This is a genomic window from Aeromonas sp. FDAARGOS 1408 (assembly GCF_019048665.1).
Lineage (GTDB): Bacteria > Pseudomonadota > Gammaproteobacteria > Enterobacterales > Aeromonadaceae > Aeromonas > Aeromonas dhakensis.
This window is the reverse complement of record NZ_CP077394.1, coordinates 435839-451353: the sequence shown is the minus strand read 5'-3', so window position 1 is coordinate 451353 and position 15515 is coordinate 435839. Positions and strand designations below refer to the sequence as shown.

At 60.8% G+C, this 15515-nt stretch carries 13 protein-coding genes; 10 read left to right on the top strand and 3 right to left on the bottom strand.

Features of this window, described 5'->3' with window-relative positions:
• Nucleotides 1-5 precede the first annotated feature (5 nt).
• The 3 genes from I6L38_RS02335 to I6L38_RS02325 form a co-directional block, all read right to left on the bottom strand.
• Nucleotides 6-1865 (bottom strand): U32 family peptidase, encoded by a 1860-nt coding sequence (locus I6L38_RS02335; protein WP_216989115.1) that lies wholly within the window; start codon nt 1863-1865, stop codon nt 6-8.
• Nucleotides 1866-1967: 102 nt separating this feature from the next.
• Complete coding sequence (locus I6L38_RS02330) at nt 1968-2576, bottom strand: LysE family translocator (RefSeq protein ID WP_016349742.1); 609 nt, start codon at nt 2574-2576, stop codon at nt 1968-1970.
• Nucleotides 2577-2704: 128 nt separating this feature from the next.
• On the bottom strand, nt 2705-3646 hold the full coding sequence (locus I6L38_RS02325; RefSeq protein WP_216989114.1) for a LysR family transcriptional regulator: 942 nt from the start codon (nt 3644-3646) through the stop codon (nt 2705-2707).
• A 202-nt stretch (nt 3647-3848) separates the two neighbouring features.
• Here I6L38_RS02325 and I6L38_RS02320 point away from each other — a divergent pair, with 202 nt between their 5' ends.
• From I6L38_RS02320 to cheD, 10 genes are all read left to right on the top strand, one after another.
• Nucleotides 3849-4937, top strand: coding sequence for a ketoacyl-ACP synthase III (locus I6L38_RS02320; protein WP_017763914.1), 1089 nt, complete (start codon nt 3849-3851; stop codon nt 4935-4937).
• Between the two features lie 299 nt (nt 4938-5236).
• On the top strand, nt 5237-6451 hold the full coding sequence (locus tag I6L38_RS02315) for a methyl-accepting chemotaxis protein (RefSeq protein WP_043171052.1): 1215 nt from the start codon (nt 5237-5239) through the stop codon (nt 6449-6451).
• A 9-nt stretch (nt 6452-6460) separates the two neighbouring features.
• On the top strand, nt 6461-6829 hold the full coding sequence (locus I6L38_RS02310) for a response regulator (RefSeq protein ID WP_005303778.1): 369 nt from the start codon (nt 6461-6463) through the stop codon (nt 6827-6829).
• Between the two features lie 14 nt (nt 6830-6843).
• Entirely contained in the window at nt 6844-7170 is a 327-nt protein-coding gene (locus I6L38_RS02305; protein ID WP_017779183.1) for an STAS domain-containing protein, read from the top strand.
• Between the two features lie 26 nt (nt 7171-7196).
• Nucleotides 7197-9410 carry a chemotaxis protein CheA gene (locus tag I6L38_RS02300; RefSeq protein ID WP_201883104.1) on the top strand — a complete coding sequence of 738 codons (2214 nt, stop codon included), beginning with the start codon at nt 7197-7199 and terminating at the stop codon, nt 9408-9410.
• 15 nt (nt 9411-9425) lie between these two features.
• Entirely contained in the window at nt 9426-11348 is a 1923-nt protein-coding gene (locus tag I6L38_RS02295) for a methyl-accepting chemotaxis protein (RefSeq protein ID WP_017782066.1), read from the top strand.
• 12 nt (nt 11349-11360) lie between these two features.
• Nucleotides 11361-11933: a chemotaxis protein CheW gene (locus tag I6L38_RS02290; protein ID WP_017763910.1), complete on the top strand. Its 573-nt coding sequence runs from the start codon at nt 11361-11363 to the stop codon at nt 11931-11933.
• A gap of 65 nt (nt 11934-11998) precedes the next feature.
• A complete protein-coding gene (locus I6L38_RS02285) occupies nt 11999-14170 on the top strand; it encodes a methyl-accepting chemotaxis protein (protein ID WP_216989113.1) in 2172 nt (723 codons plus the stop codon).
• 56 nt (nt 14171-14226) lie between these two features.
• Nucleotides 14227-15030 carry a protein-glutamate O-methyltransferase CheR gene (locus I6L38_RS02280; protein WP_017779178.1) on the top strand — a complete coding sequence of 268 codons (804 nt, stop codon included), beginning with the start codon at nt 14227-14229 and terminating at the stop codon, nt 15028-15030.
• A gap of 11 nt (nt 15031-15041) precedes the next feature.
• On the top strand, nt 15042-15512 hold the full coding sequence (gene cheD / locus I6L38_RS02275; protein ID WP_017779177.1) for a chemoreceptor glutamine deamidase CheD: 471 nt from the start codon (nt 15042-15044) through the stop codon (nt 15510-15512).
• The last annotated feature ends 3 nt before the right edge of the window (nt 15513-15515 follow it).

Here is a 15515-nt window from a genome sequence, read left to right as displayed (position 1 = left end):
GCTTCTCAGCGTTTCAAACTCCCCATCACATGCATTTCACAGCGGTGACAGTCAAAGCGCAGGCGGAAGGTGTCCTTGCCCATCTTGAGTTCCAGCGGCTCGGCCTTGAGGCCGGGCACCTCGTTCGGGCAGAGGTTCTGGCTGTAACGGATACAGTGTTTGGTGATCATCAGCACCACTTCCCGCTCCTCCTTGTTCGCCTCATAGGCGGGGGCGATGCGCTCCACCCCGTGCTCGCGGAAGAACTGCTCGGCCGCGCTGTTCAGCACGTTGCCAAGGTAGGAGAGACGGTGCTGGGGATAGTGGATATCCCGCAGCGCGATGCGCCGCTCGGGACGCTGGTAGCCGGCCAGACGGGCAGCCTCCAGCGCGGCGATGCCATCCCGGCGCAAACCGTTGAGCATGGATGAGGCAATGAATAGCGGGTGAGTAAACGCCAACTCAACCTTGCGCGCCACGAACAGGGTATTGCCGAGTTTGCCGAGCTGATCGCGCGCCTGTTGCAGCGCCCGCTCCGGATTGTCGGCCGGCTGTTTGTCACAGGGGAGCGTGACGGCGGCGCTGATACCCTGCTCATCGGTGAGCGTGAGGCGCAATCCCTCATCACACTCTGCCAGCACCATATCGACCCGGATGCGGCGATCGGCGCTCGCCTTCTCCAGCACCTTGCTGAATGCCTGATCGTGGTTGCGGTAGATTTCTGTGCCCACCTTCAAGCCAGGCATGCGCTCTGACAGGAGTAACTGCTTACCTTCTACTTTGTTCAGGCGCATCCCCACCAGCTCGTTGTTCGGCTTGAAGAAGCCGAGACCGTCGCCGTTGTTGAGGGTGACCTGCTTGCCGTCAATCTCGATGCCATCCCTGGTGACACTGGTAACCCGGCCCAGCGGCTCGCCCACATATTTCGGGCTCTTGGTGGAGTCGATCCCGGGCTGGCGACCATGGAGGAAGTAATCGGTGCTGCCGCGGTTGAAGCTCTTTTTCGGATCCGGTGTGAAGCTGTAGCTGCAGCGGCCGGCCGAAGCGGCCACCAGATCGCTGCGGCGCTCCAGAATGGCGTCGAGCTTCTGCCGATACCAGGCCGTGACATTTTTGACGTAGTCGAGCCCCTTGAGGCGCCCCTCTATTTTGAAGGAGCGGATCCCCGCTTCGATCAGCGCCTCCAGGTTGTCGGTCTGATCCATGTCCTTGAGGGAGAGCAGGTGGCTGTCGGCCACCAGCACCTCGCCATCCGGCTTTTGCAGCGAGCAGGGCAGGCGACAGAGCTGGGCACATTCGCCACGGTTGGCGCTGCGGCCGGTACGGGCATGGCTGATGTTGCACTGACCGCTGTAAGAGACGCAGAGCGCACCGTGGATAAAGAACTCCAGCTGCACATTGGTCGCTGCACTGATCTCGCGGATCTGCGCCAGTGACAATTCGCGCGCCAGCACCACCTGAGAGAAGCCCACATCCTGCAGAAACTTCACCTTCTCCGGTGTGCGGTTGTCGGTCTGGGTACTGGCATGAAGCGCAATGGGAGGCAAATCCAGCGCCAGCAGCCCCATATCCTGCACAATCAGCGCATCGGCACCGGCTTCGTAGATCTGGTGGGTCAGCCGCCGAGCCTGCTCCAGCTCGTGATCGTGCAGCAGGGTGTTGAAGGCGACAAAGACCTGGGCACCGAAGCGATGGGCATGGCGCACCAGCGCTTCGATATCCTCTATGCTGTTGCCTGCCGCGCTGCGGGCGCCAAAGGCGGGGCCGCCCATGTAGACGGCATCGGCACCGTGATTGATGGCTTCTATGCCGTAGGCGAGGTTCTTGGCCGGAGCCAGCAGCTCCAACCGGTTGTGGTGGCTTAACGGGTGCTTGTTCTGGTGCATGGTCTCGGAGTCAGGGCGGACAGCAAATGGGCGCCACTCTAGGGCATTGCCACCCTCCCCGCCTTGATCCCGCTTAAGATCACCGCAAAATACAGGATTGGATCAGAGCACCACCTTCAGGGCCAGTCCCAGCAGCACCAGACCGCTCACCTTGTCGATGACGAAGGACTTGGCTTTGAGCCAGGCCAATACGGGGCCGCGAGAGAGCACCAGCGCCACCAGCACGTACCAGACGGCGTCGATCCCGCCAGCGGTCAGCATCATGATGCCCCCCTCGCGCCAGCCGGTATCGGCATGCACAAACTGGCTGAACAGGGCGATGAAAAAGACCGCGAGCTGGGGATTGAGAAAGGCCACCATAAAGCCTTCAAAGGCACCTTGCCGACCACGCAGCTGATGCACCTCTTCGCTCGCCTCCCCCTTGGCGGGTTTGGCCAGCAGCGCCTTGACCCCGAGCCAGGCGAGAAACGCCGCGCCGCCGTAGCGAATAACGTCAAACAGCAGCGGGGTCTGGGTGATCAGGATGGCGAGGCCCAAAGCCGTGATCAGCGCATAGATGCCGACTCCGAAGCCGTGGCCAAGCGCGGTGGCCACGCCGTGCCCCTGCCCTCCCTGCACCGTGTTGCGGATGATCAGCGCCAGGCTCGGCCCCGGGCTGATGGCCCCCATCACGCAGATTGCGGCCAGTGCCAGCCAACTCGTCAGTTCCATGGTGTTCCTTGTCTCAAGCGGAATATGAATGTCTGCGCTCAGGGTAAAGGGCCCCTGGTTATGCCAGAAGTGAAAGTTGGGAATAGAACCCATAGCCAATGGCTATAGGCCAACACAAGCGTCTGTTGCTAGCGGGGCGGGTTCAACACCTTGCGGCTCGCCGCCACCGTGCGCTGCAGGTGCTCGCGCAGGAAGGGATAGGCCAGTTCGCGAAACCACTTGTGGGCCGGATCCTGATGGTGGCGCTGGTGCCACAGCAGATGATACTGCTGGGTGCGGCTGACAAACGGCAGATCACAAAAGTGCAGGGCGTGCTCGCAGGAGAGCTGCCAGGCGATGTGAGCCGGGGTGGTCAACAGGCAGTCGGTGCGCAGCAACACCTCTACCGCCGCCTGAAAAAAAGGTACCCGGGCAAACCAGCGCCGACTCAGCCCCTGCGGTGCCAGCACCTGTTCCACCGGGCTGTCCTTGTCACCCCCGCCGCTCACCTGCAAATGGGGCCAGGCGAGGTAGTCATCCAGGCTCAGCGAGCGCCCCGCCAACGGATGGTGGCTGCCCATCAACACCACCAGCCGGTCTTCCCCCTGATGCAGGCCGCGGATCTGATCCGGCACCAGCTCGGTGATGGTGGAGACAATGTCCAGCTCGGATTGCCACAGCTGCGGCAGCAGGCGTTTGTCCCACAGGCTGTACTCCAGCGCCGCCAGGGGCGCCTCCCTGGCCAGCGCCGCGCAGATGTCCGGCAGGATGTGCTGGGCCACGTAATCGGAAGAGGCGAGCCGGAACACCCGCTCGCAGCGGCTCGGGTCAAAACCGGGAGCCTCGTAGAGTCGCTCCAGCGCACCGAGGGAATCCGCCAGCTGGGCGGCCAGCGCCTCGGCCCGTGGCGTCAGCAGCCAGCGCTGCCCCTCCCGCACCAGCAGCTCGTCGCCAAACTCGCTGCGCAGCTGGCCAAGCTGCTTGCTGATGGAGGGCTGACTCAGGTGCAGCAGCTCGGCGGCGCGGCTGATATTGCGAGTCTCCAGCAGCACCTTGAGGGTAGGCAGCAGGTTGAGATTGGCTTTGTGCAAGGGGAGGTTCCATCCAGTGGCGAAAGCCCTATCTTAGGGCAGCCAAGCCTCGTGGTTTAAGCGAAATTTCCCGCCGGCCCCCGCAACCTGGCGTGACCCTGCAGCCAGATAACCATGACCACAAGATGACAGTGGTTGCCCCGTGCGGCATAATTGCGCGATTTTCCGCCCGCGGGCGATCCACTTGAGAAGCGGTAACAAGATGAAATACGCCAATATCACAGGCTGGGGCAAATGCCTGCCTCCCTCCGTGCTGACCAACGACGACCTCAGCACCATCATGGATACGTCGGATGAGTGGATCTACCCGCGCACCGGCATCAAGGCTCGCCGCATCTCCCACGTCAGCACCTCCGATCTGGCCACCCTGGCCGGGCGTCGTGCGCTGGCCTGCGCCGGGCTGGAAGCCAGCGACCTCGACGGCATCATCCTGGCCACCGCCACGCCGGACAACCTGCTGCCGAGCGCCGCCTCCGCGGTGCAGAAGAAGCTGGGCGCCACCAATGCCGCCGTGTTCGACCTCAACGCCGCCTGCACCGGTTTCGTCTACTCCCTCTCGGTCGCCACCTCGCTGGTACAGACCGGCATGATGAAGAAGGTGCTGGTGATCGGCGCCGAGCGACTCACCTATCTGCTGGACTGGGCCCGTCGCGATACCGCCGTGCTGTTTGGCGACGGTGCCGGCGCCGTGGTGATCGAGGCGAGCGAGCAGGAGAGCGGTCTCATCGCCAACAAGCTGGGCTGTGACAGCGAGGCGCGCGAGATCCTGCACGTGCCGAACTTCGGCACCGACCGGGTGCGTTTTGCCGACATCGACGGCCTCTTCACCTTCAACTTCGAAGGCCAGGAGATCTTCAAGCGGGCCGTACGCGGCATGGGCGAAGCCACCAACACGGTACTGGCGCAGGCCGGTATCGCACCGGAGCAAATCGATCTGATCGTGCCGCACCAGGCCAACATCCGCATCATCGAGACCCTCGCCAAGCGCATGAACGCGCCGATGGAGAAGGTGATGGTCAACATCGAGCACTACGGCAACACCTCCGCCGCCACCGTGCCCATCGCCCTGTGCGAGGCACTGGAGCAGGGCCGCGTCCAGCCGAACAGCTATCTGCTGACTGCCGCCTTCGGTGCCGGCCTGACCTGGGGCGCCGCCATCATCAAGTGGGGCGATCGCGTGACACCCATCAAGGCGTGCGAGGCCGAACTGCCGCCGTGCGACAAGAGCGCGCTTGAGCTTATCGCCCATGCCGTGGAAGGGTGCCAAAAAGCCCACGCCAACGAGGCATAAAGCCGCCCGCACAACGCCGAGAGCCTGTCATATGCAGGCTCTTTTTCGTTCTATCCTCCTTCCTTATTGTGCAGATACGCCATTCCCCGCCAGCAAGGGGCTGCAAGCTGCCAAGCGTCCCCTCCATATTCCATTTTTCTCAGTAACCCCAATCAAGAAAGAGCAATTTGTAACCAGGCGATTTTTTTGCGCTAACCTTACTGAGTTATTGATAATTAGCGGGTTGCGCTTGGCTCATTCAGTCTGACTGAAATGACGGCTCACCCTCTTCACATTCAAGAGCAGGGGCGAGTTTGCGTATGACAGACAACACACGGGCACACACCTTAGCCTTCTGGGAGCCGGTCAGCTGGGCTTGCGGCCTTGGCCTGGGCCTGTTCAGCTCCCTGCTGTTGCTGCTCGCGGGCAGCCCCCTCCCTTATCTGCTGGCCAACCTGGCGGCTGCACTGGCCGCCACCCTCTGGAGCGCCCGCCACTACCACGCCAAACCCGCCGACAAAGAGAGTGAGGCGAAGCAGACCCATCCATTTGCCGATAACGGACTCAACCACTCCATCATCGGGCTCGAGCAGGTATGTGAAAAAGCGGTGCCTATCTGGTCGCAACAAATTGAAAACTCTCGCCAGCAAACCGAAGGAGCCATGATCGACCTCACCCAGCGCTTCGCCGGCCTGACCACCAAACTGGAAGAGGCGGTCGCCGCCTCCCACAATGCCGCCGGCGATCTGGGGGGGGAGAAGTCGGCCGGCATGGCAGCCGTGCTGGCCCAGAGTCAGGCCCAGCTCAATCAGGTCATCACCATCATGCACTCCACTCAGGCCAACCGCGATGCCATGCTGGCTGAGATCAAGACGCTCACCGCCTACACCATAGAGCTCAACACCATGGCGCTCGACGTGGCCAAGATAGCCTCCCAGACCAACCTGCTGGCCCTCAACGCCGCCATCGAAGCGGCCCGGGCCGGTGAGGCTGGTCGTGGTTTCGCCGTGGTGGCTGACGAGGTGCGCACCCTGTCGCGCCTCTCCAGCGAGACCGCCCAGAAGATGACCGACAAGGTTGACACCATCAATGCTGGCATCGGCCGCGCCTTCCAGATTGCCGAGAGCGCGGCCGGGCGCGACCAGGTTGCCGTCAGCGACGCCGAACACGCCATCGAGCAGGTACTGGAACGCTTTCGGATGGCCACCACCAGCCTGGCAGAATCCGCAGCCCTGTTACAGAGCGAGAGCAGCGGGATCCATCGCGAGATATCCGATGTCATCGTTTCGTTACAGTTCCAAGATAGGGTCAGTCAAATCCTCAGCCATGTGCGTCAAAACATGGACAGCCTCAACGACCACCTGGTCTCGTCTCGCAACAGAACACACCAGTCAGGCCCCATCCGGATCGATGCGGAGAGCTGGTTGGCGGACATGGAGCTCTCATACGCCACCGATGAACAACGCAACATTCATCATGGTCGCCAGCACCAGGCGGCAACCCCATCCAGCAATGCTGATGTCACTTTTTTCTAGGAGAGAGATATGCCCAAAACAGTCCTGATCGTGGATGACTCGGCCACCATACGCCAGGTTGTCGGCATGACGCTCAAGGGAGCCGGTTACGAGGTGATGGAGGCCAGTGACGGCAAGGATGCCCTCAAAAAGCTCGACGGCAAGAAGATCAACCTCATCATCAGTGACGTCAACATGCCGAACATGGACGGCATCAGTTTCGTCAAGGAGGCCAAGAAGCTGGCCAGCTACAAGTTCACTCCGGTGATCATGCTGACGACAGAGTCCCAGGATAGCAAGAAGCAGGAGGGGCAGGCCGCGGGAGCCAAGGCCTGGGTGGTCAAGCCGTTCCAGCCGGATCAGATGCTGGCTGCCGTGGCCAAGCTCATCATGCCCTGAGCCGGGAGGCGTTCATGCCGCTGCAAATCGAAACGGGTGAGCACAAGTGTGTCGTGACCATCTCGGGCGAGATGACCATCTACACGGCAGCCGAGCTGAAACAGGCGCTCACACCCCTGCTCTATCGCCAGCAGGAGCTGGAACTGAACCTCTCCCAGGTCAGCGAAATGGACAGCGCTGGTTTGCAGCTGCTGCTGGCGGCCAAGAAGACGGCGCAGCAGGGAGGCTATCCGCTGCACTTGGTCATGCACAGCCATGCCGTGCTTGATGCCCTTGAGCTGTGCCAGCTGGCGGCCTTCTTCGGTGATCCCACCCTCATTCCCCACGCCGATCACGCCTGACCGGTTCTACGGACAAGGAGTCATTCGTGAGCATCAATCTTGATCAGGCCCTGCAAACCTATATCGCCGAGGCGCGCGAGCTGCTGGAGGAGATGGAGTCCGCGCTGCTGACCCTGGAGAACGACCCGGACAATGGCGAGCTCATCGGCGCCATCTTCCGGGCGGCGCACACCATCAAAGGTTCCGCCGGCCTGTTCGGCCTGCAACCCATCGTCAGCTTCACCCACATCGTCGAGGATCTGCTCGATCAGGTGCGCAACCAGCAGTTGGCGATCAGTGAAGCGCTCATCAGGGATCTGCTGAAGAGTCGGGATCACATCGAACGCCTCGTCAGCCTGGTAGCTGAACAGGGGGAAGCCCTTGGTGCGGATGAACAGGCTCAGGATGAGTTGCTGCGGCGCAATCTGGCCCGTCACCAAAGCGGCAACCAGACCACGCTGCCGGAGCGGGCCCAGCCTGCCGATGCCGATCCGGTCAGCAAGGAGGAGGGTCACGTCAGCGCTACCTCCCTGTGGCACATCTCCCTGCGCTTTGGTCTTGACGTGCTGCGCAACGGCATGGATCCCACCTCTTTCCTGCGCTACCTCGGTACCATGGGCACCCTCTGCGCCATCGAGACCATTCACCATGCCCTGCCGGAGTGGGAACAGTTCGATCCGGAGAGCTGCTACCTCGGCTACGAGATCGATCTGGACTCCCAGGCCGACAAGAGTGCCCTGAGCGATGTGTTCGAATTCGTGCGAGATGACTGTCTCATCAGCATCTTGCCGCCCCACAGCAAGATCGCCGAGTACATAGCGCTCATCAACGCCCTGCCGGAAGACAACGAGATGCTGGGGCAACTGCTGGTCAAAACAGGCGCACTGACGGCCAGCGAGCTTACGCTCGGCCTGCAAGCCCAACATGAGCAGCCGCAGGCCGACACCAACAAGCTGGGGGAGATCCTGATAGCCCAGGGTGCCGTCAATGAAATAGTGGTGGACGCCGCGCTCAAGAAACAGAATCAGAGCAAGGAGAACAAGAACAAGGAAGGGCGTTATGTCCGGGTCCACGCCGACAAGCTGGATGAGTTGATCAATCTGGTGGGAGAACTGGTCGTGGCCAGCTCCGGCGCCAACCTGCTGGCCCAGCGTTCACGGGACAGCCAGCTGCAGGAGGCCAATTCCACCATTGCCATGCTGGTCGAGGAGATCCGTGATGGTGCCCTGCGCCTGCGCATGGTGCCCATCGGCGATACCTTCAACCGCTTCCAGCGGGTGGTGCGGGATGTCAGCCACGAGCTGAACAAGGACATAGCGCTGGTGATCACCGGCGGCGACACCGAGCTGGACAAATCGGTGGTGGAGAAGATCGGCGATCCCTTGATGCATCTGGTGCGCAATGCCATGGATCACGGCATAGAAGCGGCCGAGAAACGGCTGGCGGCCGGCAAGCCGGCACGGGGCACCCTGACCCTCAACGCCTATCACGACTCCGGCAGCATTGTCATCGAGATCCAGGACGATGGCGCCGGCCTCAACAAAGCCAGGATCCTGCAAAAAGCGCAGGAGCGGGGGCTGGCAGCAGCCAATGCCACCCTGTCGGATCAGGAGATCTACCAGCTCATCTTCGAGCCCGGCTTCTCCACCGCGGAGGCCATCACCAATCTCTCCGGACGCGGGGTGGGCATGGATGTGGTCAAACGCAATATCCAGGCCCTGCGTGGCAGTGTCGAGCTGGACAGCAAGCCCGGCCTCGGCACCCGGGTACAGATCCGGCTGCCGCTGACTCTGGCCATCATCGATGGTTTTCTGGTGCGCGTCAGTACCACTTACTACGTCATTCCCCTCGACATGGTGATCGAATGCGTGGAGCTGACCCAGAGCGCGCTGGCCGATACCCAGGGGCGCAACTACATCAATCTGCGTGGTGAAGTGCTGCCATTCGTCCGGTTGCAGCACTACTTCGATGTCGAGGGAACCCGTGGCCGCCGGGAAAATATCGTGGTCGTCAGCCATGGCGGCAAGAAGTCAGGGCTGGTGGTCGACGAGCTGCTGGGGGAGTTCCAGACCGTCATCAAGCCGCTCGGCAAGCTGTTCCAGCGCCTGCAGGGGATCAGCGGCTCCACCATTCTGGGTGGCGGCGAGGTAGCCCTCATTCTGGATATTCCCTCTCTGATCCAGCATGCCATCGACCAGGAGCTGGGCCAACTGAGCCAGTACGCCATTCCACGTCTGCAATCCCAACCAAGAGTCAATTAACATCAGGAGCCTGACATGTTCAAAAACTCCACCATCAAGATACGACTCACCATTCTGCTCTGCCTGCTCTGTGTGCTGCTGTTCGGCGTAGGAGTGCTTGGGCTCTACAACATGCATAGCAGCAACAAGGGGCTGCAACGGGTCTACAACGACCGGGTGGTGCCGCTCAAGCAGCTCAAAACCATCTCGGACAACTACGCCGTCGCCATCATAGACAATGTCAACAAGGCCAATGCCGGTCTCGTCAGCGCCGAGGAGGCGTTGCAGCAGATCCAGCATGCCCAGCAGCAGATAAAACTGGAGTGGCAACACTATCAGGCCACCAAGCTGACCGCAGCCGAACAGAAGCTGTCGGCCGAGGCCAACAGCCTGTTTAATACCGCGGATCGAGACATCACCAGGCTGGAGGCCTTTCTCTCAAATCAGCATGGTGTCATTGCGGATACGCTCAATGAGTTTGACGGCAAGCTATATAGCTCCATCGACCCCATTGGTAGCAAGATAACCGAGCTGGTCAGCCTGCAGCTCGACGTTGCCAAATCAGAATACGAACAGGCACAGGCCTGGTATGACGTCATGCTGCTTACCATGATGGCAGTGGTCGCCGCCGGCATGGTGGCTGCAGCCTGGTTTGGCATCGTCCTCATTCGCAGCATCATCTCCCCCATCAACCAGGCCCTGCAGGTTGCCAACCACCTGGCGGATGGCAATCTCGACGTCACCATCGACATCGGAGCCCACGATGAAGCCGGTCAGCTGTTGCTGGCCATGCAAAACATGGTCAACAAGCTGACGTCCCTCATTACCGACATAGAAACGCTGGTGACCGCCGCCGTCGAACAGGGGGATTTCAGCTACAAGATTGAACTGGACGGACGGCAGGGTTACATCAAGCGCCTCTCCGAACTGCTCAATCGTCTCTCCAACGTGACCGACACCAGCCTCAACGACGTGATGCGCATTGCCACCGCCCTGTCGCAGGGTGACCTCACCCAGAAGATCGAGCAACCCTACCCGGGAATTTTCGGTCAGACCAAGGATGGCCTCAACAGCACCATCGCCGCGCTGACCGCCATCATCGAGGAAGTTCGCAACGCCGCCGACAACCTGACCAACGCCTCCAATCAGGTCAGCACCACGGCCCAGTCCCTCAGCCAGGCCACCAGTGAGCAAGCGGCCAGCGTGGAAGAGACCAGCGCCTCCATCGAGCAGATGAGCGCCAGCATCAACCAGAACACGGACAACGCCAAGGTGACCGACAACATGGCGAGCAGCGCCGTACTGGAGGCCACCGAAGGGGGCCGTTCGGTACAACAGACGGTTGCCGCGATGCAGCAGATCGCCCGCAAGGTTAGCATCATCGACGACATTGCCTACCAGACCAATCTGCTGGCGCTCAATGCAGCCATTGAGGCGGCCAGGGCCGGTGAACATGGCAAAGGCTTTGCTGTGGTCGCCGCCGAGGTCCGCAAGCTGGCCGAGCGCAGCCAGATCGCGGCGCAGGAGATAGGCGAACTCTCGTCAAGCAGCGTCGATACCGCCGAGAAGGCGGGCAGTCTGCTCGACAAGATAGTGCCCTCCATTCGCAAGACCTCGGATCTGGTGCAGGAGATCAACGCCGCCTCCGGGGAACAGGCCAGCGCCGCCAACCAGATAAGCCTGGCCATGAGCCAGCTCAATCAGGTGACCCAGCAAAATGCTGCCAGCAGCGAGGAGCTGGCCGCCACCGCGGAGGAGATGAGCTCCCAGGCCAACGAGCTGCAGCAGACCATGGACTTTTTCTCCCTGCAAGGCAGCGGCCGCTCACCCAGACAGGTCGAAAACCTGCACAAGGGGGTGCCTCCCAGAGGCAAGTTTGTAATGCCGGCCCAGCCCCCGTTGCATGGCAATGCGGCTGCGCAACCGCAGGTTGACGAAACCGATTTTGTCCGCTTTTAACCGGAGAGCCTCATGAGCATGTCTACCGAAGTGGTCGCCCAGCCTGGCACGCTGGTACATGACAATCAGGGTGATGCCCAGTACCTGACTTTTCTCATCAACGGCGAGATGTTTGCCATCAACATTCTCGGGGTCAAAGAGATCATCGAATACGGCAACATCACCCCCATCCCCATGATGCCGAGTTTTATCCGGGGTGTGATCAACCTGAGGGGCGCCGTCGTCTCTGTGGTGGATCTCAACGCCCGTTTTGGCAATGCCCCCTCCAGCATCACTCGCCGCAGCTGCATCGTGATCATCGAGAACGTGCACCCGGACGACCCGGAACACGGCAATCAGGACATTGGCGTGGTGGTGGACTCCGTCTCCGAGGTGCTGACCATCCCCTGCAACGAGATTGAGCCGCCACCAAGCTTCGGGGCCCGCATCCGGGCCGACTTCATCAGTGGCATGGGTAAGGTCAACGGCAAGTTCGTCATTCTCATCAATACCGAGAAGGTGCTCTCCATCGACGAAATGGCCCAGCTCAGCGAGCTGACCCAGCAGCAGGAACGGCTGCTGGAACAAAAACCACAAACGCCATGACAACAACATAAATCAGCGTTTCGCTCCACCACACAGCAATGACATGTCGCACAAGGATAAGGCCCATGACTCAATCACTCTTTGGCAATCTGTTTGGCAACGGCAATGCTCATGCCTTGCTGCAGGAACAACTGCGCCAGTTGACTGGTGCAACCCGCACCCTGGCTCAGGGGATCCAGCAAGGTAAACAGTCCGCCCAGCTAGAGCTGGACACGCTCACCGGCCCTCTCAAGGAGCTCTGCCAGGAGTTCAATGCCGTACTGGGGCTGCTGGGAGATCGCCTTGGCAGTGCGCTCGCCGCTCGCGAGACCAATCAGTCGCTCTACGAAGAAAATCTGCGTGTGCGCAAGGCGCTGGATGGTGCCTCGACCAATGTGATGATCGCCGATACCAATTTGAACATCGTCTACATGAATGAAGCCGTGCTGGCCATGCTGGGACTGGCAGAGTCGGATATTCGCAAGGATCTGCCGAGCTTCGACGTCAGGCACCTGATGGGCAAGAACATCGATACTTTCCACAAGGAGCCCTCCCACCAGCGCAACATGCTGGCCAAGCTGGACAAGACCTACCGCACCCAGATCACGGTCGGAGGCCGCACCTTCTCCCTGATCGCCAACCCCGTTTTCAATGACGGTGGCGAGCGGCTCGGCTCCGTGGTGGAGTGGGCCGACCGCACCAAGGAGATCGCCATCGAGAATGACGTGAAAGCTGCCAATGCCGCCGCCAAGCAGGCGGCCGCCGAAAGTCTGCGAGTCAAGAAGGCGCTCGACGGGGCCAGCACCAACGTGATGATCGCCGATACTGATCTCAACATCATCTACATGAACGAAGCGGTCAGGGAAATGCTGGGCCAGGCCGAAACCGACATCCGCAAGGAGCTGCACCACTTCAGCTCGGCCAACCTGATGGGCGCCAACATCGACAGCTTTCACAAGAATCCGGGCCATCAACGCAGCATGCTGGCCAAGCTGAACAACACCTACCGTACCCAGATCATGCTGGGGGGACGCACTTTCGCCCTCATCGCCAACCCGGTATTCGGCGACGATGGCGAGCGGCTGGGCTCCGTGGTCGAGTGGTCGGATCGCACCAAGGAGGTCGCCATCGAACGGGAGATGTCGGAAATCGTCCAGTCCGTCATCAATGGCGAACTGCATCGCCGCATGGATCTCACCGGCAAGAGCGGCTTCTTCCAGAACCTTGGGGAGGGGATAAATCGTATCGCCGAGGTGATCGACACCAGTCTCAACGACGTGATCAGGGTGGTTCAATCACTGGCACGCGGGGATCTGACCCAGCACATAGAGGCCGATTACCCCGGCGTATTCGGCACGACCAAGGACTCCCTCAACCAGACCATCGTCTCGCTCACCAATATAGTGACCGAGGTGCTGGGAGCATCCGACAACCTCTCCAGCGCCGCCGAGCAGGTCAGCGCCACCGCCCAGTCCATCAGCCAGTCCAGCAGCGAGCAGGCTTCCAGCATGGAGGAGACCAGCGCCTCCATCGAGCAGATGAGCGCCAGCATCAACCAGAACACCGACAACGCCCAGGTCACCGATGGCATGGCCAGCAAGGCGGCAAAGGAGGCTGTAGAAGGCGGCGAGGCGGTCAAGCTCACGGTCGATGCCATGAAGCAGATTGCCAAGCGCATCGGCATCATAGATGACATCGCCTACCAGACCAATCTGCTGGCCCTCAACGCCGCCATCGAGGCGGCCCGGGCAGGCGATCACGGCAAGGGTTTCGCCGTGGTGGCCGCCGAGGTACGCAAGCTGGCGGAGCGCAGCCAGGTAGCGGCCCAGGAGATTGGCGAGCTGGCCTCAAGCAGCGTCGACATGGCGGAGAAAGCGGGACGCCTGCTCGATCAGATGGTGCCCTCCATCAACAAGACCTCGGATCTGGTGCAGGAGATCAGCGCCGCCTCCGCAGAGCAGTCAACCGGCGTCAGCCAGATCAACATCGCCATGAACCAGCTGAGCCAGGTGACCCAGCAGAACGCATCCTGCAGCGAAGAGCTGGCCGCCACCGCCGAGGAGATGAGCAGCCAGGCCGAACAGCTGCAACTGGCGATGGAGTTCTTCACCCTTGAGCGGCACAAGCTCAATGCCGGCCAGAAGGTGGCTGCCACCCGCACCGGCCCCCGCGGCCGCTTCATGCTCGAGAACAGTGCAGCAGAGGGTAATGGCAACCTGCCCCGGCCCCACAATGACGGTGACTTTGTTCGCTTCTAACCAGGGTGCGGGTGAGTGGAGCTCACCCGCACCCCGTTTGTTTCGGGAGTCCTTCCTTGTATCAGACCCAGTTGCATGATGATGAATTTGCGCAATTTCAACGCTGGATCCACCAGACGGCGGGGATCGATCTGTCGCCGGCAAAGAAGGCCCTGGTCGCCAGCCGATTGTCAAAACGGCTCTGTTACTATGAGCTGGAGAGCTATGGCGACTATTTCAGCCTGATCATGCACAACCGCGGCAGTGAACTGCAGATTGCGCTCGATCTGCTCACCACCAACGAGACCTACTTTTTTCGCGAACCCAAACACTTCGAATTTCTCGGTAACAAGGTGCTGCGCCAGTTGCCAAAAGAGCGGATGGTTCGGATCTGGAGCGCAGCCAGCTCTTCCGGCGAAGAGCCCTACAGCCTGGCCATGACCCTGGCCGACCATCTGGAGCTGGGTAACTGGGAAGTGATCGCCTCGGATATCTCGACCCGGGTGCTGGAACAGGCGAGAACGGGGCTCTATCCCATCGAACGGGCCCACAACATCCCGCTGCCATTGTTGATGAAGTACTGCCTGAAGGGGGTCGGCTTTCAGGAAGGCACCTTCATCATCGATCGCAAGCTGCGCGAGAAAGTGCAGTTTTACCATATCAACCTGAATCAGGAGTTGCCTGACATCGGGCTGTTCGACGTCATCCTGATCCGCAACGTGATGATCTATTTCAACCGGGAAACCAAGGGACAGGTGCTGCAGCGACTGGTGCCGCGCCTGAGAAAAGGGGGCTACCTCATCGTCAGTCACGCCGAGAGCCTGAACGGCCTGCCCCACGGCCTGCAACTGGTATCCCCTTCCATCTATTTGAAACCTTGAGTTTTTTCAGTATGAAAGAGGTCATGCTGCAACCGGGCGAGTTCTTCTTTGGGCAGGATGACGCCATCATCCGCACCCATCTTGGCTCCTGCGTGGCCATTACCATGTGGCATCCGGAGCAGAAGCGAGGTGGCATGTGCCATTACATGCTGCCCAGCCGCGGCCACAGCGCACCGGGTCTGGACGGTCGTTATGCCGATGAGGCAATCCAGCTGTTTATCCACGAAATAGGCAAGCACCCCGCCCCCATCCACGAATACGAGGTCAAGCTGTTTGGCGGCGGCAACATGTTTATAGAACAGCAAACGCTCAACACCATGAATGTGGCCATCAAGAACATCAAGGCGGCCTGGCAGCTGACCCAGCACCTGGGCCTGACCATCAAGGCCCACCATCTTGGCCATGCGGGACACAGAAGTCTGATTTTCGAGCTGGCCAACGGCAATGTCTGGGTACGTCATCATCGCTTGCCACACCGCTAAGGG

Excerpts from the sequence above, each read along its gene's own strand:
- I6L38_RS02305 (WP_017779183.1), top strand. The coding sequence starts at position 6,844 with ATGCCGCTGCAAATCGAAACGGGTGAGCACAAGTGTGTCGTGACCATC.
- I6L38_RS02335 (WP_216989115.1), bottom strand. The coding sequence starts at position 1,865 with ATGCACCAGAACAAGCACCCGTTAAGCCACCACAACCGGTTGGAGCTG.
- I6L38_RS02315 (WP_043171052.1), top strand. The coding sequence starts at position 5,237 with ATGACAGACAACACACGGGCACACACCTTAGCCTTCTGGGAGCCGGTC.
- I6L38_RS02290 (WP_017763910.1), top strand. The coding sequence starts at position 11,361 with ATGAGCATGTCTACCGAAGTGGTCGCCCAGCCTGGCACGCTGGTACAT.
- cheD (WP_017779177.1), top strand. The coding sequence starts at position 15,042 with ATGAAAGAGGTCATGCTGCAACCGGGCGAGTTCTTCTTTGGGCAGGAT.
- I6L38_RS02320 (WP_017763914.1), top strand. The coding sequence starts at position 3,849 with ATGAAATACGCCAATATCACAGGCTGGGGCAAATGCCTGCCTCCCTCC.
- I6L38_RS02295 (WP_017782066.1), top strand. The coding sequence starts at position 9,426 with ATGTTCAAAAACTCCACCATCAAGATACGACTCACCATTCTGCTCTGC.
- I6L38_RS02285 (WP_216989113.1), top strand. The coding sequence starts at position 11,999 with ATGACTCAATCACTCTTTGGCAATCTGTTTGGCAACGGCAATGCTCAT.
- I6L38_RS02330 (WP_016349742.1), bottom strand. The coding sequence starts at position 2,576 with ATGGAACTGACGAGTTGGCTGGCACTGGCCGCAATCTGCGTGATGGGG.
- I6L38_RS02310 (WP_005303778.1), top strand. The coding sequence starts at position 6,461 with ATGCCCAAAACAGTCCTGATCGTGGATGACTCGGCCACCATACGCCAG.